General features: G+C 57.6%; 20 protein-coding genes. 14 read left to right on the plus strand and 6 right to left on the minus strand.

All coding sequences use genetic code 11. The annotated features are described in order from the left end of the window. Positions 1-94 precede the first annotated feature (94 nt). Positions 95-2,317 carry a mechanosensitive channel protein gene (gene ybiO / locus ACMYSP_RS04950; RefSeq protein WP_434585817.1) on the plus strand — a complete coding sequence of 741 codons (2,223 nt, stop codon included), beginning with the start codon at positions 95-97 and terminating at the stop codon, positions 2,315-2,317. Between the two features lie 50 nt (positions 2,318-2,367). Here ybiO and rlmF read toward each other — a convergent pair whose 3' ends face one another. Then, positions 2,368-3,282 (minus strand): 23S rRNA (adenine(1618)-N(6))-methyltransferase RlmF, encoded by a 915-nt coding sequence (gene rlmF / locus ACMYSP_RS04955; RefSeq protein WP_434585818.1) that lies wholly within the window; start codon positions 3,280-3,282, stop codon positions 2,368-2,370. 95 nt (positions 3,283-3,377) lie between these two features. On the opposite strand from rlmF, the gene ACMYSP_RS04960 reads away from it, so the two are divergent. From ACMYSP_RS04960 to ybiJ, 6 genes are all read left to right on the plus strand, one after another. Then, on the plus strand, positions 3,378-3,992 hold the full coding sequence (locus tag ACMYSP_RS04960) for a flavin reductase family protein (RefSeq protein WP_434585819.1): 615 nt from the start codon (positions 3,378-3,380) through the stop codon (positions 3,990-3,992). Positions 3,993-4,160: 168 nt separating this feature from the next. Continuing rightward, a complete protein-coding gene (locus ACMYSP_RS04965) occupies positions 4,161-4,427 on the plus strand; it encodes a YdgH/BhsA/McbA-like domain containing protein (RefSeq protein WP_434585820.1) in 267 nt (88 codons plus the stop codon). Between the two features lie 287 nt (positions 4,428-4,714). Then, positions 4,715-7,003 (plus strand): catecholate siderophore receptor Fiu, encoded by a 2,289-nt coding sequence (locus tag ACMYSP_RS04970; protein ID WP_434585821.1) that lies wholly within the window; start codon positions 4,715-4,717, stop codon positions 7,001-7,003. 45 nt (positions 7,004-7,048) lie between these two features. Further along, the gene (ybiX, locus tag ACMYSP_RS04975) at positions 7,049-7,726 is read left to right on the plus strand and encodes a PKHD-type hydroxylase YbiX (RefSeq protein ID WP_123756064.1); all 678 of its coding nucleotides are present in this window, start codon (positions 7,049-7,051) and stop codon (positions 7,724-7,726) included. A 263-nt stretch (positions 7,727-7,989) separates the two neighbouring features. Continuing rightward, positions 7,990-8,256: a DksA/TraR family C4-type zinc finger protein gene (locus tag ACMYSP_RS04980; protein WP_123756063.1), complete on the plus strand. Its 267-nt coding sequence runs from the start codon at positions 7,990-7,992 to the stop codon at positions 8,254-8,256. A 285-nt stretch (positions 8,257-8,541) separates the two neighbouring features. Continuing rightward, positions 8,542-8,802 carry a DUF1471 family protein YbiJ gene (gene ybiJ, locus ACMYSP_RS04985; RefSeq protein ID WP_434585822.1) on the plus strand — a complete coding sequence of 87 codons (261 nt, stop codon included), beginning with the start codon at positions 8,542-8,544 and terminating at the stop codon, positions 8,800-8,802. Between the two features lie 130 nt (positions 8,803-8,932). Here ybiJ and ybiB read toward each other — a convergent pair whose 3' ends face one another. From ybiB to rhlE, 3 genes are all read right to left on the minus strand, one after another. Further along, the gene (gene ybiB / locus ACMYSP_RS04990) at positions 8,933-9,901 is read right to left on the minus strand and encodes a DNA-binding protein YbiB (protein WP_434585823.1); all 969 of its coding nucleotides are present in this window, start codon (positions 9,899-9,901) and stop codon (positions 8,933-8,935) included. Between the two features lie 42 nt (positions 9,902-9,943). Beyond that, positions 9,944-12,088, minus strand: coding sequence for an ATP-dependent DNA helicase DinG (gene dinG, locus ACMYSP_RS04995; RefSeq protein WP_434585824.1), 2,145 nt, complete (start codon positions 12,086-12,088; stop codon positions 9,944-9,946). A 227-nt stretch (positions 12,089-12,315) separates the two neighbouring features. Beyond that, positions 12,316-13,716 carry an ATP-dependent RNA helicase RhlE gene (gene rhlE / locus ACMYSP_RS05000; RefSeq protein ID WP_434585825.1) on the minus strand — a complete coding sequence of 467 codons (1,401 nt, stop codon included), beginning with the start codon at positions 13,714-13,716 and terminating at the stop codon, positions 12,316-12,318. Between the two features lie 283 nt (positions 13,717-13,999). Here rhlE and cecR point away from each other — a divergent pair, with 283 nt between their 5' ends. Genes cecR through ACMYSP_RS05025 form a run of 5 tightly spaced genes read left to right on the plus strand, consistent with a single transcriptional unit; the run spans position 14,000 to position 19,691 of the window. Next, on the plus strand, positions 14,000-14,677 hold the full coding sequence (gene cecR / locus ACMYSP_RS05005) for a transcriptional regulator CecR (RefSeq protein ID WP_434585826.1): 678 nt from the start codon (positions 14,000-14,002) through the stop codon (positions 14,675-14,677). Continuing rightward, a complete protein-coding gene (hlyD, locus tag ACMYSP_RS05010) occupies positions 14,674-15,669 on the plus strand; it encodes a secretion protein HlyD (RefSeq protein WP_434585827.1) in 996 nt (331 codons plus the stop codon). The genes cecR and hlyD overlap by 4 nt, the downstream gene beginning before the upstream one ends. Then, positions 15,662-17,401, plus strand: coding sequence for an ATP-binding cassette domain-containing protein (locus ACMYSP_RS05015; RefSeq protein WP_434585828.1), 1,740 nt, complete (start codon positions 15,662-15,664; stop codon positions 17,399-17,401). Before hlyD ends, ACMYSP_RS05015 begins: the two co-directional genes overlap by 8 nt. Then, positions 17,391-18,524, plus strand: coding sequence for an ABC transporter permease (locus tag ACMYSP_RS05020; RefSeq protein ID WP_434585829.1), 1,134 nt, complete (start codon positions 17,391-17,393; stop codon positions 18,522-18,524). Before ACMYSP_RS05015 ends, ACMYSP_RS05020 begins: the two co-directional genes overlap by 11 nt. Positions 18,525-18,584: 60 nt before the next feature. Further along, positions 18,585-19,691 carry an ABC transporter permease gene (locus tag ACMYSP_RS05025; RefSeq protein ID WP_434585830.1) on the plus strand — a complete coding sequence of 369 codons (1,107 nt, stop codon included), beginning with the start codon at positions 18,585-18,587 and terminating at the stop codon, positions 19,689-19,691. Positions 19,692-19,763: 72 nt separating this feature from the next. Here the strand turns inward: ACMYSP_RS05025 and ACMYSP_RS05030 are convergent, their stop codons facing one another. After that, positions 19,764-20,201 carry a YbhQ family protein gene (locus tag ACMYSP_RS05030; RefSeq protein ID WP_434585831.1) on the minus strand — a complete coding sequence of 146 codons (438 nt, stop codon included), beginning with the start codon at positions 20,199-20,201 and terminating at the stop codon, positions 19,764-19,766. 131 nt (positions 20,202-20,332) lie between these two features. Between ACMYSP_RS05030 and ACMYSP_RS05035 the strand changes: the two genes are divergently transcribed. Together ACMYSP_RS05035 and clsB are read left to right on the plus strand one after the other, a co-directional pair. Next, a complete protein-coding gene (locus ACMYSP_RS05035; protein ID WP_434585832.1) occupies positions 20,333-21,094 on the plus strand; it encodes an endonuclease/exonuclease/phosphatase family protein in 762 nt (253 codons plus the stop codon). Then, positions 21,091-22,329 (plus strand): cardiolipin synthase ClsB, encoded by a 1,239-nt coding sequence (gene clsB / locus ACMYSP_RS05040; RefSeq protein WP_434585833.1) that lies wholly within the window; start codon positions 21,091-21,093, stop codon positions 22,327-22,329. Before ACMYSP_RS05035 ends, clsB begins: the two co-directional genes overlap by 4 nt. A gap of 78 nt (positions 22,330-22,407) precedes the next feature. On the opposite strand, the gene ACMYSP_RS05045 is transcribed toward clsB, so the two are convergent. Then, a complete protein-coding gene (locus tag ACMYSP_RS05045) occupies positions 22,408-23,112 on the minus strand; it encodes a Bax inhibitor-1/YccA family protein (protein ID WP_434585834.1) in 705 nt (234 codons plus the stop codon). Positions 23,113-23,119 lie beyond the last annotated feature (7 nt).

The following is a 23,119-nucleotide window of genomic DNA, read 5'->3' on the forward strand; positions in this document are numbered from 1 at the left end:
CAACGGCTCCCCACCCAGGGGAGCCGTTTTCCAGATTACTCTCACGCCTTTCAACTTCTATACTTAATCGTTTTGAAGAAGAAAGGAGTCTCCCGTGCCGTGGATCCTGTTATTGCTCGCCTCGCTGTTTGCCGCTCCGCTGTCGGCAGCCACGTTGCCAGGCGTTGCGGCGGCCACCGCTGAACAAGCACCCGCCAGCAGCGAACCCGACCTTGAGACCAAAAAAGCGGCCTATGCGGCGCTGGCTGACGTACTGGAAAATGAGAGCGCGCGCAAGGAGCTAATCGACCAGCTCCGCTCCGCCGCCGCCACGCCGCCGCCGGCCAGCACCCCGGCGCTGACGCCGCCGGAAGTGACCGATGAACGCACGGTGCTGGAAAACGTCACTCAGGTTAGCCGCGAGTACGGGGAGCGCTTTGCCTCACGGTTCTCGCAGCTGTGGCGCAATATCACCGCCTCGACCCACAAACCTTTCCATGCCGACACCTTCCGCAACGCCGCCAGCTACTTCCTGCTGCTGGCCTCGCTGGTATTTGCCTTCTGGTGGCTGGTGCGTCTGGCAGCCCTGCCGCTGTATCGCAAAATGGGCCAGTGGGGACGGCGTAAAAACCACGACCGCAGCAACTGGCTGCACCTCCCGGCAACCATCGCCGGGGCGTTTATCTTCGACCTGCTGCTGCTGGCACTGACGCTGTTTGTCGGCCAGATGCTCAGCGATCGCTTTAACGGCGGCAACCGGACCATCGCCTTCCAGCAAAGTCTGTTTCTCAACGCCTTCGCCCTGATTGAGTTCTTTAAAGCCATACTGCGGCTGATATTCTGCCCGCGGGTGGCGGAACTTCGGCCCTTTGCGATAAGCGATGAGGGGGCAAAATACTGGAACCTGCGCCTGAGCGCACTCAGCAGCCTGATCGGCTACGGTCTGATCGTGGCGGTGCCGATTATCTCCAACCAGGTCAATGTGCAGGTCGGGGCGCTGGCGAACGTAATCATCATGCTGTGCATCACCCTGTGGGCGCTGTACCTCATTTTTCACAATAAAAAAATGATTACCCTCGGGCTAATCCAACTGGCAGACCGCTCGCTGGCCTTCTTTAGCCTGTTCATCCGCGCGTTTGCGCTGGTCTGGCACTGGCTGGCCTGCGCCTACTTTATCGTGCTGTTTTTCTTTTCGCTCTTCGACCCCGGCAACAGCCTGAAATTTATGATGGGGGCGACGGTGCGCAGCCTGGCAATCATCGGCGCCGCGGCGCTGCTCTCCGGCATTTTGTCACGCTGGATTGCCAAAACCATCACCCTGTCGGCGCAAACGCAGCGTCTTTATCCGGAACTGCAAAAACGCCTCAACGGCTGGATCTCGGTTTCGCTAAAGGCGGCCCGCATCCTGGTGGTCTGCGTCGCCGTGATGCTGCTGTTGAGCGCCTGGGGTCTGTTCGATTTCTGGAACTGGATACAACACGGTGCCGGGCAAAAAGCGGTGGATGTGCTGATCCGCATTGCGCTGATCCTCTTTTTCTCCGCCATCGGCTGGACGCTGCTTGCCAGCCTGATTGAGAACCGCCTGGCTTCCGATATTCACGGTCGCCCGCTGCCCGGCGCCCGTGCCCGTACGCTGTTGACGCTGTTTCGCAACGCGCTGGCGGTCATCATCAGCACCATTACGGTCATGATCCTGCTGTCGGAAGTGGGGGTCAATATTGCCCCGCTGCTGGCCGGTGCCGGCGCGCTGGGTCTGGCCATCTCCTTCGGCGCCCAGACGCTGGTGAAAGATATTATCACCGGTATTTTTATCCAGTTTGAGAATGGGATGAACACCGGGGATCTGGTAACTATCGGTCCGTTAACCGGTACCGTGGAGAGGATGTCGATTCGGTCCGTCGGCGTGCGTCAGGATACCGGCGCGTACCATATTATCCCGTGGTCTTCGATCACCACCTTCGCCAACTTCGTGCGCGGTATTGGTTCGGTGGTTGCCAACTACGACGTCGACAGACAGGAAGATTTGGATAAAGCCGCTCAGGCCTTGAAAGCGGCGGTAGCGGATGTGATGGATCAGGAGGAGATTCGTGGGCTGGTGATCGGCGAGCCGTCCTATGCCGGACTGGTCGGCCTGAGCAATACGGCGTTTACGCTGCGGGTCACCTTCACCACCCTGCCGCTGAAACAGTGGACGGTCCGCTTTGCCCTCGACACCCAGGTGAAAAAGCACTTCGACCTGGCCGGGGTTCGCGCACCGGTGCAAACCTATCAGGTGCTGCCGATGCCCGCCGCGATTTCAGCCCCCGTGGCACCGCCGATGCCTTCAGAGCCAACGTAATAGTGTCAGCCCGCCTGGGCTGACCATTCGCGCTGGCTCTCAGGCCAGTATTACAGTGGACGGCGGCGTTTGGCCTCATCCATAAAGGTCCAGGCGATAAAGCGGCTCTGCTTCTGCCCCTGGGCCATCTCTTTTTTCACCACCTTCACCGCCCCAACGTCGGTCAGTGCACGGTACAACGGCGGCAGGTTATCGCCACGTGAAACCAGCGAGGTAAACCATTTTACCTGGCGACCAAAGGCCTGGCTTTCACGGATCATCTGGGTGATGAACGCCACTTCGCCACCTTCACACCACAGCTCCTGCTGCTGGCCGCCGAAGTTCAACACGCTGTCCGTCCCCAGCCCCAGGTTACGGCGCTTGCGCTCACCGCCGGCCTGCACGCTGGCGGCAGAGTCGTGGAACGGCGGGTTGCATAACGTCGCCTCGAAGGTCTCGTTTTTATGAATGATTCCGCTAAAGATTGCGCCGCTCTCTTTCTGCCGACGCAGACGGATTTGACGACTGAGCCCAGGATTGGCGCTGATGATCGCCTGCGCGCTGGAGAGCGCTTCCTGGCTGATCTCGCTACCGGTGAAACGCCAGCCATACTCATGTACGCCAATCAACGGATAGATTAAGTTGGCACCGGTCCCGACGTCCAGGATGCTGGCATTCTCGGGGATCGTGCCGCTATCCAGCGCCAGCAGGTCGGCCAGATGGTGGATATAATCCGCCCTTCCCGGCACCGGTGGGCATAAAAAGCCGTCCGGAATATCCCAGTGTTTCACCGCGTAAAAGTGCGCCAGCAGGGCCTTATTCAGCGCTTTCACCGCCAGTGGATTGGCAAAATCAATGGTCTGCTCGCCCACGGGATTCAGGGTGATAAAGCCTTGCAGCTCAGGGTGAGCCTGGCATAGCGCGGGCAAGTCATAACGTTGATGGTGACGGTTACGCGGGTGTAATCCCGGTTTCTGGGCTTTCATGGCAATCTCCTTTGAACAGCCGCGTAAGATACCCGTTGACGGCGGCGCGGTAAATAAGGGAGTCTGGATATCTACTCTTCGGTTACGGGTGTTCTATGTATTTCTATCAACCTTCACAGGGACATGGCCTGCCGCACGACCCGCTCAACGCGATTATCGGACCACGGCCCATCGGCTGGATTTCTTCTCTGGACGCCGCCGGGCAGCGCAACCTTGCTCCATACAGCTTCTTTAACTGTTTTAACTATCGGCCACCAATTATTGGCTTTGCCAGCAGCGGATGGAAAGACAGTGTACAGAATATTGTCGAAACCAAAGAATTTGTCTGGAACCTCGCGACCCGCGAGCTGGCGGAAGCCATGAACGAAACCTCGGCCAGCATTCCGCGCAGCGAAGATGAGTTTACGCGTGCCGGGCTGACCCCTGCAGCCAGCCGCCTCGTCGCCGCACCTCGGGTCGCAGAAAGCCCGGTAAACTTCGAATGCCGGCTTTCGCAATGCATTCGCCTGACCACCGCCGATGGTGACGCTGTCGATAGCTGGCTGGTTCTGGGGGAAGTCGTGGCGGTGCATATCGACGATGCTCTACTGGAAAATGGCATCTATCAGACCGCGAAGGCCCGGCCGATTCTGCGTGCCGGTGGGCCAAGCGCCTACTACACGATTGATGAGAGCCTGCGCTTCGATCTGATCCGCCCGGACGCCCGCTAGCGCCTGCGGTGCCGCCATCCTCTGTTGCCCGGCCGGCTGGTCAGGCAACAGGTTTTTCTGCCCGTCTGATGCCCAAAAAAACCTTTGGTTTCGCTGATTTATCCCACCGCTCCTGCCAGAAAGACCTAAACTTAGAGTATGTCCCATGCTGTTAATGAGGATATGCTCATGAAAAGACATCCGCTGTTACTCATCCCCATCGTCTTTGTCACCCTCTCTTTTATTGCCCATGCCGGGACGCCCCCATCGTCGGTCAGCGACGAGAGCGGCCCGTTACGTCCGGTCGGTAGCGTATCGGCTTCCGGCGCCAGCAATCTCGATGATTTAGAAGCGAAACTGGCGGAAAAGGCCCGGGAACAAGGGGCTGTCGCCTGGCGCATCAACGCTGCCAACGGCAGCAATAAAATGTCGGGCACCGCCATCATCTATAAGTAATGTTCATGTTTACGGGCCAGCCCGACCAGCTCGCTGGCCCTGCCATCGCCCACAGGCCCGCCGTGGTTCGGTATCTCTATTTATGTAGAAAAAATGCAGTTCATGTAAATAAATGTGTTTATTTTTCTATTAATGAGTGATAAAAATTCGCCGTCATTTGATAATAGTTATCAAAATCATTATCAAACGCATTGTTATTTTAACAAATCACCTGCAGTGGACACCACGAAGCATTGTTTTGCCAGTGGTCATAATGACTAATTAAAACAATAAGTTGCTCATTGAAAATGGATAAAAAACATCAGCTACCGTTCAGTAGCTTTAGCTCGCTGACAATTTTCACCGGCCTGTGTCTCAGCCTTTCTCCAACAGGTCAGGTACTGGCAGCCGACAGCACTGAACAACATGCCGACGAAACGCTAATTGTTGAAGCGCAAACCCCGTCGTTATATGCCCCGGCACAATCCGCCGATCCGAAGTTTTCCCGCCCGATCGTTGACACGACCCGAACGGTTACGGTGGTCTCCGAGCAGGTGATGAAAGATCAGGGCGTCACTAACCTGACCGATGCGCTCAAAAACGTCCCGGGGGTCGGGGCCTTCTATGCCGGTGAAAACGGCAACTCATCGACCGGTGATACGATCTACATGCGCGGGGCCGACACCTCCAACAGCATTTACGTTGACGGTATTCGCGATATCGGCAGCGTCACCCGCGACACCTTCAATACCGAGCAGGTTGAAGTGATCAAAGGCCCGTCCGGTTCCGACTACGGACGCAGCGCACCAACCGGCTCGATCAATATGATCAGTAAACAACCTCGTCTTGCCTCCGGCATTGATGCCTCCGTCAGCGCAGGTAGTGCCTGGTCCCGCCGCGGTACGCTGGATATTAACCAGGAAATTGGCGACACCAGCGCCGTGCGCCTGAATTTGATGGGTGAGAAAAACCACGATGCCGGACGGGATCGTGTCGAAAATGAACGTTACGGCGTGGCGCCTTCGATCGCTTTTGGCCTCGACACCGGAACGCGCCTGTATCTTAACTATCTGCATGTCACCCAGCACAATACGCCTGACGGCGGCATCCCGACCATTGGCCTGCCGGGGTATTCTGCACCATCCGCTGGCACCGCCGCCCTCAACAGCTCAGGCAAAGTTGCCACCAGCAATTTCTACGGTACGGATTCCGATTACGACGACTCCACTACCGATACCGTGACCATGCGCTTCGAGCACGATCTGAACGATACCACCACGATCCGCAACACCACCCGCTGGTCGCGCGTGAAACAGGATTACCTGATGACCGCCATCATGGGCGGTGCGTCCAACATCACCCAGCCCGATCCGAACGACGTGGGTACCTGGACCTGGTCGCGCAACATGAACACCAAAGACGTCAGCAACAAAATCGTCACCAACCAGACGAACCTGACCTCGACCTTCTACACCGGTACGGTGGAGCATGACGTCAGCACGGGCATCGAGTTCACCCGCGAAACCCAGGTCAACTACGGGGTTTACCCGATTACCGCGCCACCGGTGAACATCTACCACCCGAACAGCGGCGTTTCCGTGGGCGGTCTGAACCCCAGCGGCGCCAATGCCAACGGGCAGACGGATACCTTCGGCGTATATGCCTTCGACACGCTGCAGATCACCCGTGATTTCGAGATTAACGGTGGCATCCGTCTGGACAGCTACCAGACCAAATACGACAGCTCAAGCCTGTGTGGCGGTACCGGCCGTGGTGCCATCGCCTGCCCGACCGGCGTGGCGAAAAATACCCCGGTCACCACCGTCGATACGTCCACCAGCGGCAACCTGGTTAACTGGAAAGCCGGGGCGCTGTATCACCTGACCGATAGCGGCAACATCTACGTCAACTACGCTATCTCGCAGCAACCACCGGGCGGCAACAACTTCGCCCTGGCACAGAGCGGTACCGGCAACAGCGCCAGCCGCACTGACTTCAAGCCGCAAAAAGCGAAAACCAGCGAAGTGGGCACCAAGTGGGAAGTAATGGATAAGCGCCTGCTGCTGACGGCGGCGATTTTCCGTACCGACATTGAGAATGAAGTCGAGCAAAACGACGACGGCACTTACTCGCAGTACGGTAAAAAGCGGGTAGAAGGCTATGAACTGTCTCTGGCCGGCAATATTACCCCGGACTGGCAGGTCATCGGCGGCTATACCCAGCAGCGTGCCAGCATCAGTGAAGGGGCTAACGTGGCCCAGGACGGTACCAGCGCGTTACCGTACACCCCGGAGCACGCCTTTACCGTCTGGAGCCAGTACCAGGCCAGCGATGCGATTGCGCTTGGCGCGGGTGCACGTTACGTTGGCAGCATGCGTCGCGGAAGCGATGGTGCCGTCGGGACGCCGTCCCACACCGAAGGTTACTGGGTGGCCGATGCCAAAGTTGGCTATCGCATCAACCGTAACGTCGATCTGCAGCTGAATGTCTATAACCTGTTTGATACCCATTACGTCGCTTCCATCAACAAGAGCGGCTACCGTTATCACCCGGGCGAGCCACGTACGTTCCTGCTGACCGCCAATGTGCATTTCTGATCCGATACGGGGCGTTAACGCCCCGTTTTCTCTGGAGAACCAAAGATGATGTACCATATTCCCGCCGTCCTCAGTCCGCAGGACGTTGCCGCGTTTAACCAGCGCTTGCAGCAGGCCGAATGGGTAGACGGTCGCGCCACTACCGGCGATCAGGGCGCGCAGGTGAAGAAAAACCAGCAGGTGGATACCCGTAGCCCGCTGTATGACGAACTGCAGAACCACGTGCTGGCGGCGCTAAATCGCAGCGCGCTGTTTTTCGCCGCAGCGTTGCCAAAAACGATCTCCAGCCCGCTGTTTAACCGCTACCAGCAGAGTGAAACCTACGGTTTTCACGTTGACGGTGCAGTACGCAGCCACGCGCAGAACGGCTGGATGCGCACCGATCTTTCCGCCACGCTGTTCCTGAGCGCCCCGGAGAGCTATGAAGGCGGCGAGCTGGTGATTAATGACACCTATGGTCAGCATTCGGTCAAACTGCCGGCCGGCGATCTGGTGCTCTACCCTTCCAGCAGCCTGCACTCGGTGATGCCGGTCACTCAGGGCGTGCGCGTGGCCTCCTTTCTGTGGGTGCAGTCGATGATTCGCGACGACAAACGACGCGGCATGCTGTTTGAGCTGGATCGCAATATTCAGACCCTGAAAAGCCGCCACGGCGAAAGTGATGAAGTGCTGTCCCTGCTCAACCTGTATCACAACCTGCTGCGAGAATGGTCAGAAATCTGACCTTTATCGATGCTTTTTCTGCGCCCGCTTTTCTATACTGATATTCATATCCCATCCCAGTAGACGTAGATTGTTGCAGCCAGTTTGAGCACGGACGGCGCGGAACAACCGGAGCGTACACGCAGTACGTGAGAATTGTATTCGCTTCGCTCACCCTTCGGGCCGCCCTGAAGGGCGTTCAAAGATAAATCTTTGTGAGCACTGCCCAGGCCCAAAATGGCAAATAAAATAGTCTACTAAGTAACGCTGAATAGAGGTGCAGCATGGCATCAGGCTGGGCAAACGACGGCGCGGTACAGGATCAAATCGACAGTACCATCGACGATGCGGTCGCGCGGGCGAGAAATGCGCTTCCCAGCGGCGAGAGCCACAAATTTTGTGATGAATGCGGAGAGCCGATTCCGGAGGCCCGGCGTAAGGCGATCCCGGGGGTCAGGTTCTGCGTGAAGTGCCAGCAGGATAAAGATTTACATAACAATACATTTTCAGGATATAATCGCAGAGGATCCAAGGACAGCCAGCTTCGCTGACTCTCCTTTACCGTTCATTACCGCAGAAGGCGTTATCTTTTCGCGCACGTTTTTTGGCGAATAAAGTAGCAATCTGTGCCCTTCAAAGTTTCTTCACGCCGCTGTCGCCTTTGCGGTGACTTTCGTGGCAAATAATTTATTAATATTCAATAAATTAATAATGGTTCAAAAAAATTGATGGAGACTGTTAATTTCCTTCGATTTTATATCTCGCAAAAAAACGTGATACTTATCACATCGACGGAACATCGTCCCCTTAACAAAATAACCTGCGAGAGATTGACTATGAAAACCATTAAATATGCTGCCGCTGCTATTGCTCTGTCTGCCCTGTCCTTTGGTGCTTTTGCCGCTCAGCCGGTAACGTCGGCTCAGGCTGAAAGCATGAACAAAATCGGTGTTGTTTCTGCGGAAGGCGCAACGACGCTGGACGGTCTGGAAGCAAAACTGGCTGAGAAAGCAAGTGCTGCTGGCGCAACCGGCTACAGCATCACTTCTGCAAACAGCAACAACAAATTGAGCGGTACCGCGGTTATCTATAAATAAGCGCGACGCACAGCCATACAGTATTACCCCCTGAAAAACCCTTGAAATACCCTTGTTTTGCCCGTCCGTGCCACCGGACGGGCTTTTTTTTGCGTGCTACCCTGCAAACAACCTGTATGTAACTCGCGGGCTACCAGTGCTCTGCGACTTTCGCCAGCCCCTGCTCAAGCGTGGCTGCTTCGCCAGTGGCAACCAGGCAGCATGCCAGCTGAATGCGCAGCGACGGCGGCAGCGGTTCGCTCCCTGCCATGCAGCGCTCGATCCAGCGAGCGGTCACCAGCGGATCTTTCGATTCCGGGAGTACGACAGGCGCCTCCGCGGCCTCGGTTTGCCGTTCATACAATACCTGCGCTTGCGCCCCAGCAATCAGGCTAATCTGCGGACAACGCTGCGGGTTGGCATAGACTTCACCCTCCGTGCCGTGCATCAATAACGCCCGGCCGCCGGTCTCGGCAAAAAAGGCGGCAACCCGGCCGACATACTCCGGATGCGAGACGCTCGACAGACGCAGCGCCGCATCTTCAGCAAACGGCGTCGCCAGTTTCGCCAGAGTATGGGCACTGTTACGCACCCCCATCCGCCAGCGCAGAGCCAGCTGCTTTTCCAGCGGTGGGCAGAATGCGCCGACCGGAATATAGACCGGCTCGTGGCTGTCCAGCCTGGCCTGCGCCTGGCCGGCATGTCTCGTTGCCGGGATGCCCATCAGCTCAAAAATCGTTTCGGTCAGTACCCGGGTTGGATCGTGGCTGACGCCATGAACCACCACCGGGAAGCCGAGCTTATGCAGCAGCACCGCCAGCAGCGGCGTCAGGTTGGCCTGTTTACGCGCACCGTTATAGCTGGGGATCACGATCGGCATCGGCCTGGCGACGGGTGGCGTCAGACGCAAGGTCTTCTGCTGCATGGCTTCATAGAAGCCTTTCATTTCCGCTTCGCCTTCGCCTTTAATGCGCAGGGCGATTAAAATCCCGCCCAGCTCCAGCTCGGCTACGTCGCCATCGAGCATTCGCGAGTAAAGCGCGCGGGCAGTATCCACATCCAGGTCACGCGCGTGATTTTTCCCGCGCCCGACTTCTTTAATGATCTTGCTGTAGTCCATCGAAGACTCCTGTTAGCTGCTCACATCGCCGACATCGCATTATTATCGCCGTTTACGGCGGGTCTGTTTGGCTTTCGTTTTGCCGGTAACCTCAGGGACGGCAGGCTGTTCTATTGGAAAAACGGGTAATGCATTCAGTAGACGCTTACCATAATTTTTGGTCAACAGACGCTTGTCATAAATCACCACTTCGCCCCAGCAGCTATGGCTGCGGATAAGGCGGCCGACCTGCTGAATCAGATTGAAAGAGGCGCTGGGCAGACTTTGCACCTCGAACGGGTAGCGATTCAGGCTTTTGAGCCATTCCCCTTCGGTAATCACCACCGGACTGTCGATCGGCGGAAAAGCGATTTTATGAATATGCACCTGGCTGAGCAACTCACCTTTGAGATCCAGCCCTTCGGCAAAGGACTGAAGCCCCACCAGCACGCTGCGCTCGCCGCCTTCAACCCGTTTGCGATGCAGTTCCACCAGCCGGTAGCGTGGTTTATCACCCTGTACCAACAGAAGTAAACGCAGGTCGGTGACGTGCTCCAGAAAACGTTGCATCGCCCGGCCGCTGGCAAACAGCACCAGCATCCCGAGGTGTTTTTTACTCTCGACCTGCTCGCGGAAATAGGCCGCCATTTCGGCGATATGCTGCTCTTCGGTATCGATCAGCGGCTCGTAGTGCATCTGCGGGATAATGATTTTGCCCTGCTCGACGTGGTTGAAGGGGGAATCCAGCGCCACAAAACGGTCGCCCGCTTTCTCCTTCAGCCCGCTCATCTCCTGCAGACGTGAAAAACTGTTCAACGAGCGCAGCGTCGCGGAGGTGACGACAATATGCGGCACGCTGCGCCACAGCAATCTTTCGAGCTGATCGCTGACGCGAATGCCGACGCAGTGGAACCAGATATGCGCCTGCCCGTCACGCATATCGCGCGTGACCCATTTTGTCACCGGCGCACCGGAAGACTGGGCCAGCGATGCCAGCCGCCACAGCTTACTCTGGCTTTCGAACATCCCCAGCGCGCGGTTCATCTGCAACAGTACCCGGTGCAGGCGAACCACATCGTGGCTGCCGGTTTTCTCACCAAGATCGTTGAGGAACAACTCTGCCAGCCCGCGCAGCATGTCGGTGAGTTTTGCCAGCCGCTGGCAAATGTCCATCACCTCCTGCGGCAGCTCGCCCATCGGGAAGCGATGCTCGGCTTCCTGACCGGCGGGCAGATACAGCGAAAGAATGTTATTCAGCGAGGCGATCAGCTCATACAGCTCTTCACAGTGGCTGGTCAGACGCTCGGGATTCGCCAGCGGCGGCGTGGTTTTAGGGCGGAACTGCTCCATGCAGGTCGCCACCAGCTTGCTGAACAGGTCCAGTTGCAGCCGGTACCACGGGGCCGTCATTTCGGCGCTCATCTCCAGCGCATCGCGGGCGACGTCCGGGAGATGATGGCCTTCATCAAGCACCAGCAGCAGGTTTTTCGGTTCCGGCAGCACCGCTTCGCTCTCCATCGCCGCCATCACCAACGCATGGTTCGCCACCACGACTTCTGCCTCCTGGATTTCGCGCCGGGCGACGAAAAACGGACATTCGCGGTAGTAGTGACAGTTGCGGTTCAGGCAGCTGGCTTTATCGGTGCTCAGACGGCTCCACAGCGCATCGTCGACGGGTTTATCGGTATGATCGCGCAGGCCGTCCCACCGGTAGCTGTCGAGATCGCTTTTCAGCGTTGCGCACAGCACCTGCTCGGCCTGATTCTTCGGCGTCAGGTCGTCATCCAGAAACGCCAGCAGGTCCTGCTGCGTGGGCTCGGTGCTGGCCAGCGCAGTCAGGTTACGCGGACACACGTAGCGCCCGCGCCCAAAAGCGGCGGTAAAACGCAGGTCGGGGATGATTTTGCGCAGTAGCGGCAGATCTTTGCTGTAGATCTGATCCTGCAGCGCCACGTTGGCGGTACTCACCACCAGCGTTTTCTGCTCCTCACGTGCGATAGCAATCCCGGGGATCAGATAAGACAGGGTTTTCCCGACGCCGGTGGGGGCTTCAATTGCCAGGTGTCGCCCTTCTTCCCCGGTGAGCGTTTTCGCCACATCAGCAATCATCTGCCGCTGCGGTGGACGGGGAATAAAGTCCGGAATCTGTTCCTGAAGCGCCTTATACCAGGCGGCGATTTGCGTTTTTAGCGCAGAGGTCAAAGCCATGAGAAAACCTGAATACTGTATAAACAGCCACTATTGTGACACTTTTTGCCTGCCGGGAGGAATTTCTTTCTGCGTAATGTGGAATGAGGCTCGGGATTTGATAACGCCCGGGCGCGAGTCGCAGGGCAAGCAGGGAAACGCCCTGGATGACGGCGTAATTGCCACCATCCAGGGGACGTTTACTTCACCAGGCAACGACCCGATGAAGTAAACTGCGGGAGGTGCCGTTACTCAGCCGCCGCGGGTTTACGCGGACGACGGCGACGCTGCTGCTCGCCGGTCGGCTTCGCATCGCCGATACGACGAGAAGGCTTAGCCCCGGCTTTCGGCGCCTCGCCATCCTGACGACGTGGAGCAGACTGCTGGCTGCGGCCCTGACCCTGAGCGTTACGCCCCTGACCCTGACCACCGCGGCCCTGGCCCTGACCACGACCACCGCCGCCGCCACGTTGCTGGCGACCGTTCTGAATCGGCTCGGCTTTGATCGACGGATCCGGCGCATAGCCCGCAACGGCGATACGGGGGATCTCTTTTTTCAGCAGACGTTCGATGTCATGCAGCAGCTTATGCTCGTCGACGCAGACCAGCGACAGCGCTTCGCCGGTAGCGGCAGCACGACCGGTTCGACCGATACGGTGAACATAATCTTCCGGTACGTTTGGCAGCTCGTAGTTCACCACATGTGGCAGCTCTTCGATATCCAGACCGCGCGCGGCGATATCGGTAGCCACCAGCACGCGAATGCTGCCGGATTTAAAATCGGCTAAGGCACGAGTACGGGCGCCCTGGCTCTTGTTACCATGAATGGCTGCGCTGCGAATGCCGTCTTTATTCAGTTGCTCGGCCAGATGGTTGGCGCCGTGCTTGGTGCGGGTGAAGACCAGCACCTGCTGCCAGTTACCTTCGCCGATCATCTGTGACAGCAGTTCCCGCTTGCGCTTCTTATCAACGAAATGCACGTGCTGCGTCACCTGCTCGGAAGCGGTGTTACGGCGAGCCACTTCGATCTCCAGCGGGTTATGCAGCAGCTTTTCCGCCAGAGCTTTAATATCGTCAGAGAAGGTGGCGGAGAACAGCAGGTTCTGTCGTTTGGCCGGCAGCTTCGCCAGTACGCGACGAATATCGTGGATAAAGCCCATGTCCAGCATGCGGTCGGCTTCGTCCAGGACCAGCACTTCAACCTTATCGAGGCTGACAGCATTCTGGTGCTCAAGATCCAGCAGACGCCCAGGAGTCGCCACCAGCACATCAACGCCGCTGCGCAGTTTCATCATCTGCGGGTTAATGCTCACGCCGCCGAAGACCACCAGCGAACGGATGTTCAGGTACTTGCTGTAGTCGCGTACGTTTTCGCCGATCTGGGCAGCCAGCTCACGGGTTGGCGTAAGGATCAGCGCACGCACCGGGCGACGGCCTTTAGCATGCGGCTCTTTCTGGATCAGATGCTGCAGCAGCGGCAGCGTAAAGCCCGCCGTTTTGCCGGTGCCGGTCTGGGCGCTGGCCATCAGATCGCGACCCTGCAACACCGCAGGGATCGCCTGCTGCTGAATTGGGGTTGGCTCAAGGTAACCTTGTTCGGCGACGGCGCGCAGGATATCAGGGTTCAGGCCAAGGGAATCAAAAGACATAACAACTCCAAACCGCCCCGGCCCATGACAGGCGTAGTTTTCGGGGAGATTATTGCAAAAGAGATGGCAAAAACCACAATGCCATGAAGGGGCGCAGTCTAGCAGGTTTTGTGACGTAGCGCATAAAATATCCCCTCGGGGTTTTTCCGCCGGATAATCCTCGTCACCCCTGCCTGGCAACATCGGATGTCACAGAAGTTCACAGAGAGTATTCACCATTCTGGACAGTTCCGCGAACCGGATATACTCTTAATCAATCGATTGATTAATTTTTTATACCGCGATGAATACGACACCAGCAACCACCAAAGGCGAACAAGCCAAAAACCAGCTAATTGCCGCCGCGATCGCCCAGTTTGGTGAATACGGTCAGCATGCTACCACTCGTGATATTGCCGCGCTGGCCGGGCAAAATATCGCCGCGATCCCCTACTATTTCGGATCGAAAGATGACCTGTATCTCGCCTGCGCGCAGTGGATTGCCGATTTCATCAGCCATAATTTTCACCCTCATGCCGACGCGGCAGAAACGCTGCTGAATACCCCGTCACCGGATAAGGCCGCCATTCGCGGGCTGATCCTGCGCGCCTGCCAGAACATGATTTTACTGCTGACCCAGGACGACACGGTGAATCTCAGCAAATTCATCTCTCGCGAGCAGCTTTCGCCAACCCCGGCCTATCAGCTGATCCACAGCCAGGTGATTGCCCCGCTTCACCGCTACCTGACCCGTTTAATCGCCGCGTTTACTGGTCTGGACGCTGATGACACACAAATGATTCTGCACACCCACGCGCTGTTGGGGGAGATTCTCGCGTTCCGTCTCGGCCGGGAAACCATTTTGCTGCGCACCGGATGGGTGCAGTTTGACGAAGAAAAAACTGAGCAAATTTACCAGGTTATCGCCTGCCATATTGATTTTGTTCTGCAAGGGTTATCGCAAAGGAGTCTGGGATCATGAAAAAACCCGTCGTTATCGTGTTGGTAGTTTTGCTGCTGATCGCCGCATGCGGCGGCGGCTGGTGGTGGTATCAAAGCAGTCAGCATCGGGAGCTGACCCTGTATGGCAACGTCGATATTCGGACCGTCAACATGAGCTTCCGCGTCGGCGGGCGGCTGGCATCGCTGAACGTTGATGAGGGCGATAAGATTCAGGCCGGGCAGACGTTGGGCCAACTGGATCGCGCTCCTTATGAAAACGCCTTACAGCAGGCGCAGGCCAATGTCTCCACCGCCCAGGCGCAATATGACCTGATGATGGCGGGCTACCGGGCGGAAGAGATAGCTCAGGCCGCCGCCGCGGTTAAACAGGCGCAGGCCGCCTATGACTACGCGCAGAACTTCTATCAGCGCCAGCTGGGGTTGCGCCAGAACAGCGCTATCTCGGTGAACGATCTTGAAAACGCGCGTTCTTCCCGTGACCAGGCGCAGGCAACGCTGAAGTCCGCGCAGGACAAACTGCGTCAGTATCGCGCTGGGAACCGCCCGCAGGAAATTGCCCAGGCCAAAGCCAGCCTTGAACAAGCACAGGCCGCTTTAGCGCAGGCGAAACTTGATCTGCACGATACGACGTTAGTCGCCCCGTCCGATGGCATGCTGATGACCCGCGCCGTCGAGCCGGGCAGCATGCTCAGCGCCGGCGGCACGGTCATGACGCTGTCGTTGACCCATCCGGTGTGGGTTCGCGCCTACATCGATGAAAAAAATCTCGGTCAGGCAACGCCCGGGCGTGAAGTGCTGCTGTATACCGATAGCCGCCCGAACCAGCCCTGGCACGGCAAAATCGGCTTCGTCTCACCGACGGCTGAATTTACGCCAAAGACCGTAGAGACGCCGGATTTACGTACTGACCTCGTCTATCGTCTGCGTATCATTGTCACCGATGCGGATGACACGCTGCGCCAGGGGATGCCGGTTACCATCACCTTCAGCAACGGGAACGGTCATGAATGAGGATGTTATCACCCTCAGCGGGCTGACCCGTCGCTTTGCCGGCATGGATCGCCCCGCCGTAGCGCCGCTTAACTGCACCATCCATGCCGGTTACGTGACCGGGCTGGTCGGCCCTGACGGCGCGGGGAAAACCACCCTGATGCGCATGCTGGCTGGGCTGTTGAAGGCCGACGACGGCAGCGCCAGAGTGCTCGGTTTCGATCCGATTGCCGACGACAGCGCGCTGCACGCGATCCTCGGCTACATGCCGCAGAAATTCGGCCTGTATGAGGACCTGACGGTAATGGAAAACCTCACGCTGTATGCCGATCTGCGCAGCGTCACCGGTGAGGCGCGCAAACAGACCTTCGCCCGGCTGCTGGAGTTTACCTCCCTCGGCCCCTTTACCGACCGGCTGGCAGGGAAGCTGTCCGGTGGGATGAAACAGAAACTGGGCCTCGCCTGTACCCTGGTGGGCGAGCCGAAAGTGCTGCTGCTCGATGAACCCGGCGTCGGCGTTGACCCGATCTCGCGCCGTGAGCTGTGGCAAATGGTGCACGAACTGGCGGGGGACGGGATGCTGATCCTCTGGAGCACCTCCTACCTTGATGAAGCGGAGCAGTGCCGTGACGTGCTGCTGATGAATGAAGGCCAGCTACTGTACCAGGGCGAGCCGAAAGCCTTGACCCAGACCATGGCCGGGCGCAGCTTCCTGGTCTCCAGCCGCGAGGAGAACAACCGTCGCCTGCTGCAGCGCGCGCTGAAGCTGCCGCAGATCAGCGATGGCGTAATCCAGGGGAAATCGGTCCGGCTGATCCTCAAAAAAGAGGCCACCATTGACGAGGTGCAGCACAACAGCCAGATGCCGGCGCTGGAAATAGCCGAAACCACCCCACGCTTTGAAGATGCCTTTATCGACCTGCTGGGCGGCGCCGCTACCGCCGAATCACCGCTGGGCGAGATAATCCATCGCGTCGAGGGAAACCACGATGAGACGGTCATTGAAGCCCAAAGCCTGACCAAAAAATTTGGCGACTTTGCCGCCACCGACCACGTCGATTTCAGCGTTAAGCGCGGGGAAATTTTCGGCCTGCTCGGCCCCAACGGCGCAGGGAAATCCACCACCTTCAAGATGATGTGCGGCCTGCTGGTGCCGACCTCCGGCAAGGCACTGGTGCTGGGCATGGATCTGAAAGTCGGATCCGGCAAGGCGCGCCAGCACCTGGGCTATATGGCGCAGAAGTTTTCGCTGTACGGCAACCTGACCGTGGAGCAAAACCTGCGCTTCTTCTCCGGCGTATACGGCCTGCGCGGCCGGGCGCAGAACGAGAAAATAGCCCGCATGAGCGACGCCTTTGGCCTTCAAAGCATCGCCAGCCATGCCGCCGATGAACTGCCGCTCGGTTACAAGCAGCGTCTGGCACTGGCCTGCTCGCTGATGCACGAGCCGGATATCTTGTTTCTCGATGAGCCAACCTCCGGCGTTGACCCCCTCACCCGCCGTGAATTCTGGCTGCATATTAATAGCATGGTGGATAAAGGGGTCACGGTGATGGTCACCACCCACTTTATGGACGAGGCCGAGTATTGCGATCGCATTGGCCTGGTGTACCACGGCAAGCTGATCGCCAGCGGCACGCCGGATGCCCTGAAGGCGCTGGCGGCGAACGATGAACAGCCCGATCCCACCATGGAACAGGCGTTTATCACCCTGATTCACGACTGGGATAAGGAGCATGCCCGTGAGCGCTAAGATCCTGTCATGGCGACGCGTCCGCGCCCTGTGTGTCAAAGAGACGCGACAGATTATCCGCGACCCCAGCAGCTGGCTGATTGCAGTGGTCATTCCCCTGCTGCTGCTGTTTATTTTTGGCTACGGTATTAACCTCGACTCCAGCAAGCTGAAAGTCGGCGTCCTGCTGGAACAGCGTAGCGAAGAGGCGCTGGACTTCGTGCATACCATGACCGGCTCGCCCTATATTGACGCCACGGTCAGCGACAATCGTCAGCAGTTAATTCAGTTGATGCAGGCGGGGAAAATTCGTGGCCTGGTGGTTATCCCGGTCGACTTCGACCAGAAGATGGCGCGCCCCGGCGACGATGCCCCGATTCAGCTGATTACCGACGGCAGCGAGCCCAATACCGCCAACTTTGCCCAGGGCTACATCGAGGGCATCTGGCAAATCTGGCAGCAGCAGCGGGCGGAGGATCGCGGGGAAACCTTTGAACCACTGATTGATGTCCAGATGCGCTACTGGTTCAACCCGGCCGCCATCAGCCAGCACTTTATTATTCCCGGGGCGATTACCATCATTATGACGGTGGTCGGCGCCATTCTGACCTCGCTGGTGGTGGCTCGCGAATGGGAGCGCGGCACTATGGAGGCGCTGCTGTCGACCGAGATCACCCGCGCCGAACTGCTGTTATGTAAGCTGATCCCCTACTATTTCCTTGGCATGCTGGCAATGCTGCTGTGCATGCTGGTGGCGGTCTTTATTCTCGGCGTGCCGTTTCGTGGTTCGCTGGTGATCCTGTTTTTGATAACCAGCCTGTTTTTACTCAGCACCCTGGGAATGGGGCTGTTAATTTCGACCATCACCCGCAACCAGTTTAACGCCGCGCAGGTGGCGCTCAACGCCGCCTTTCTGCCGTCGATTATGCTTTCCGGGTTTATTTTCCAGATCGACAGCATGCCGGCGGTGATCCGCGCGGTGACCTACGTGATCCCGGCGCGCTATTTTGTCAGCACCCTGCAGAGCCTGTTTCTGGCGGGCAACATTTCGGTGGTGCTGTTGGTGAACACGTTGTTTTTAATTGCCTCGGCGGTGATGTTTATCGGCCTGACGTGGCTGAAGACCAAACGACGTCTGGATTAAGATGCCGCATCATCCGGGAATAACAGGCCGTTTAGAGCCTATCCATAGAGAGGACTGACTATGTTTCATCGCTTATGGACATTAATCCGCAAAGAGCTGCAGTCGCTGTTGCGTGAACCGCAGACGCGGGCGATTTTGATTATGCCGGTCCTGCTTCAGGTGCTGCTGTTTCCCTTCGCCGCCACTCTGGAGGTCACCAACGCCACCATTGCCATCTACAACGAAGACAACGGTCGTCATGCGGTAGAACTGACCCAGCGCTTCGCCCGGGCCAAGGCATTCACCCACGTGCTGCTGCTGAAAAGTCCGCAGGAGATCCGCCCGACCATCGATGAGCAAAAAGCGTTATTGCTGATCCGCTTCCCGGCGGATTTCTCGCGCAACCTCGACACCAACCAGACCGCGCCGCTCCAGCTGCTGCTCGACGGGCGCAACTCGAACAGCGCGCAGATCGCCGCCAACTATCTGCAGCAGATCGTCAAAAACTATCAGCAGGAGTTGCTGGAAGGGAAAGCGAAACCCAACAACAGCGAGCTGATCGTCCGCAACTGGTACAACCCGAATCTCGACTACAAGTGGTTCGTGGTGCCGTCGCTGATCGCCATGATCACCACTATCGGGGTGATGATCGTCACGTCGCTGTCGGTCGCCCGCGAGCGCGAGCAAGGTACCCTCGATCAGCTGCTGGTGTCGCCGCTGGCCACCTGGCAAATTTTCGTCGGTAAAGCGGTACCGGCGCTGATTGTCGCCACCCTTCAGGCCAGCATCGTGCTGGCGATCGGCATCTGGGCCTATCAAATCCCCTTCGCCGGATCGCTGATGCTGTTCTACTTTACGATGGTGGTTTACGGATTATCGCTGGTGGGCTTTGGACTGTTGATTTCATCCCTGTGCTCGACGCAGCAGCAGGCCTTTATCGGCGTCTTCGTCTTTATGATGCCGGCGATTTTGCTCTCCGGCTACGTTTCGCCGGTGGAGAATATGCCGCAGTGGTTGCAGGACGTGACCTGGATAAACCCGATCCGTCACTTTACCGACATTACCAAGCAGATTTATTTGAAGGATGCGAGTCTGGATATTGTGTGGGGAAGTTTGTGGCCGTTGCTGGTGATTGCCGCGACTACCGGCTCGGCGGCGTATGCGATGTTTCGCAGAAAAATAGCCTGAACGCTTTAGGGGATTGCCGTCATCGTTCAGGCTGTGGCTGGGTTGGCTAGTCTGACCAACCCGGCCACACAGCTATCTGTGTTTATGCGGATTTGCGGGGTTGCTACCCTGATGCAGTCCGAACGCTTTAGGGTAGCGGCTTTTATCTTTCGCCAACAGTGATACCACCGCCGGACCTGCCAGAATCGCGAGGCCAGCCACGGCCAGCAGCAGATTGTTATGCAGCACGCGAGACAGCAGCCACAGCACAATTACCGCTACGCCAAAGTACCAGGTGGTGGTGAGCTCCTCAAGGAAGTCACCGACGTCACGCCAGCGTGAATCATGGTGACGCTGTAAAAACAGCATCGACAGTAACGTGACGCCATACAGCACGCACAGCCCTAATCCGACGTGCACCAACACGCCACTCATCCAACCCATCACCAGTACTGCCACGACCAGTAGATGCAACATAATCTGCCAACAACTGAGTCCAGTTGCGACGCGTACACGTTGTTGCCACTTCATGGCTTCTCTCCTGAAGGATCTTTATCTATAGCTCAGAGTACCGCACTTTACGGAAAATTCCGTAACACCGCATCTTTTTGTGACACCTACTACACTATTTCATTCAGGAAAGTGACATTGACTGGAGAAATATGGTCGAGAAATCGCACGGATGGTCGTTCAATGTACTGACCCTTAACATTCATAAAGGGTTTACGACGTTTAACCGACGCTTCATGCTGCCGGAGCTGCGTGACGCCGTCAGAAGCGTCAGCGCCGACATCGTGTGTCTGCAGGAAGTTACCGGCGAGCATACTATTCACCCACAGAATGTCGATAACTGGCCAGACGACCCCCATTATGAATTTCTGGCCGATTCGCTGTGGAGCGATTACGCCTACGGGCGCAATGCGGTCTACCCGCAAGGGCACCACGGCAACGCTGTCCTCTCCCGTTTTCCGATTGAATATGATGAAAATATCGATATTTCCGTGGGCGACAGTGAAAAGCGCGGCCTGCTGTACTGTCGGATAGCGGTTCCGCAAAGCACCGTGGCGCTGCACCTGCTCTGCGTGCACCTTGGCCTGAGCGCCCGGCAGCGGCGCGCCCAGTTGGCGATGCTCGCCGGACGGGTTAATCGCCTGCCCGCCGCAGAACCGGTGGTGGTTGCCGGGGACTTTAACGACTGGCGCCAGCAGGCTAATCATCCGCTGAAGGCCCAGGCCGGGCTGGAGGAGATCTTCACCCGCGCCCACGGTCGCCCGGCGAGAACCTTCCCGGCAGGTTTTCCGCTGCTGCGCCTGGATCGGATCTACGTGAAAAATACCCGCGCCAGCCACCCAACCGCGTTGGCGCGTCATCCCTGGCGTCGCCTGTCGGATCATGCTCCGCTAAGCGTGGAGATTCAGCTATGAAATGCCGTTGGCAGGAAGGAAACCGCATCCGCCTACTGGAGAATGGTGATAACTACTATCCGGCCTTGTTCGCCGCCATTGCGCGCGCGCAGCGCAAAGTGATCCTCGAAACTTTTATCTGGTTTGAAGATGACGTCGGCTGGCGGCTCCACGCGGCGCTGCTCCAGGCCGCCCGGCGTGGGATCCAGGTGGAAGTGCTGCTCGACGGCTACGGCTCACCCGACCTTAGTGCGGGCTTCGTCGATGAACTGAGCGCCGCTGGCGTGATCTTTCGCTACTACGATCCGCGACCGCGACTGCTCGGTATGCGCACCAATCTGTTTCGCCGCATGCATCGCAAAATCGTGGTAATTGATGAAACGACAGCATTCGTCGGGGGTATCAACTACTCCGCCGAACACATGACCGATTACGGCCCGGAAGCGAAACAGGATTATACCGTACAGGTCGAAGGGCCGGTGGTTCTGGATATTCTGCAGTTTGAGCTGGAAAACCTGCCGGATAACGCCTCTACCCGTCGCCGCTGGCTGCGCCGCCGACACCCACCGGAAGTTAACCGCAGCCCCGGAGAAGCCCAGGCGCTGTTTGTCTGGCGGGATAATCATGAACATCGTGATGATATTGAGCGACATTATTTGAAAATGCTGACCAGTGCCCGCCGGGAGGTCATTATCGCCAATGCCTACTTCTTCCCCGGCTACCGGCTGCTGCATGCGATGCGCAATGCCGCCCGCCGCGGCGTGCGGGTAAAGCTGATTGTGCAGGGCGAGCCGGATATTCCCATTGTCAAAGTCGGCGCCCGCCTGCTGTATCGCTATCTGGTCAAAGGGGGGGTGCAGATATTTGAGTACCGCCGCCGCCCGCTGCACGGCAAAGTGGCCCTCGCGGACGATCACTGGGCCACCGTCGGCTCCAGCAATCTCGACCCGCTGAGCCTGTCGTTAAACCTCGAAGCGAACCTGATTATCCACGATCGCGAGTTTAATCAGACCCTACGCGACAACCTTGACGGGCTGATTGCCCGGGACTGCAAGCAGGTGGATAAATCGATGCTCCCGACCCGCAGCTGGTGGAACCTGGGTCAGAGCGTGATTGCCTTCCACTTTTTACGCCACTTCCCGGCCTGGGTCGGCTGGCTGCCAGCCCATACGCCACAGCTGGCGCGGGTCAACCCGCCGGTTCAGCCGGAAATGGAAACCCAGGATCGGCTGGACGCACAAAATCAGGAAGTGTAATAACAGGCAATGATGTGAAGGAGATATCGCCCCGGCCACCTGACAGGTCCCGGGGCTGATAACGCTGGTGGGCGTCTCTTAACGGCGGTTGCCGAAAATACGCAGCAGCATCAGGAACAGGTTGATAAAGTCCAGATACAGCGTCAGGGCGCCGAGAATAGCGTACTTGCGTAGCGTTGAACCATCGCGGGTATCGATCTGCTCGCCGATGTTTTTCAGCTTCTGGGTGTCATAAGCGGTCAGGCCGACAAAGACAATCACCCCGATGTAGGTAATCACCCACATCAAGGCTTCACTCTTCAGCCAGAAGTTGACCAGCGACGCCAGCACAATACCAATCAAGGCCATAAACAGCATGTTACCGAAGCCGCTGAGATCGCGTTTAGTGGTATAGCCGTACAGGCTCATGATGCCAAACATTCCGCCGCTGATCACAAAGGTGCTGGCAATTGACGAGTAGGTGTAGACCAGAAAAATGCTGGATAGCGTCAGCCCGGTCAACGCCGAATAGAGCATAAACAGCGTGGTCATCACCCCTGCACTCAGCCGCTGTATCATCCCGGAAAGCACGAAAACCAGCGCCAGTTGGGCAATAACCAACCCGATAATGACCAGTTGGCTGGAGAAGATAAACATCCTCACCGCCGGGGTATTGGCGGCAAACCAGGCAATAAAGGCGGTCAGCAGCAGGCCGACCGTCATCCAGCCGTAAACCTGAGCCATATAGGTTTGCAGGCCGCTTCGCACCTGAACGATGGAATCTGAACGTGGGAATCTGTCCATGGCTATC

The organism is Klebsiella sp. R390 (genome assembly GCF_051131745.1).
GTDB lineage: Bacteria > Pseudomonadota > Gammaproteobacteria > Enterobacterales > Enterobacteriaceae > Klebsiella.